Below are 255 nucleotides of genomic sequence, written 5' to 3'. Positions count from 1 at the left end.
AGGCGCGCACGCATGACGGGCGCAAGATCCGGATGCTCAACGTGGTCGACGAGTTCACGCACGAATGCCTGGCGATCCGGGTCGCCCGTAAGCTGAAGGCAACCGACGTCATCGACGTGCTCTCGGACCTGTTCATCCTGCGTGGCGTACCTGGCCATATCCGTTCGGATAACGGCCCGGAGTTCGTTGCGAAGGCCCTCCAAGCTTGGATCACCGGCGTCGGAGCAAAGACGGCCTACATTACGCCAGGCTCAC

The 255-nt window shown here is 62.4% G+C and carries 1 protein-coding gene; it reads left to right on the top strand.

Going from position 1 to position 255, the window contains the following annotated elements; genetic code table 11:
• Window positions 1-255 (top strand): DDE-type integrase/transposase/recombinase (locus FV222_RS29180; RefSeq protein WP_147816580.1); only part of this gene is annotated, 255 nt, incomplete at both ends.

This window comes from Methylobacterium sp. WL103, assembly GCF_008039885.1.
Taxonomy (GTDB): Bacteria; Pseudomonadota; Alphaproteobacteria; order Rhizobiales; family Beijerinckiaceae; genus Methylobacterium; species Methylobacterium cerastii.
Note: the sequence above shows the minus strand (reverse complement) of the source record. Positions and strands in the feature narration are given on the sequence as shown.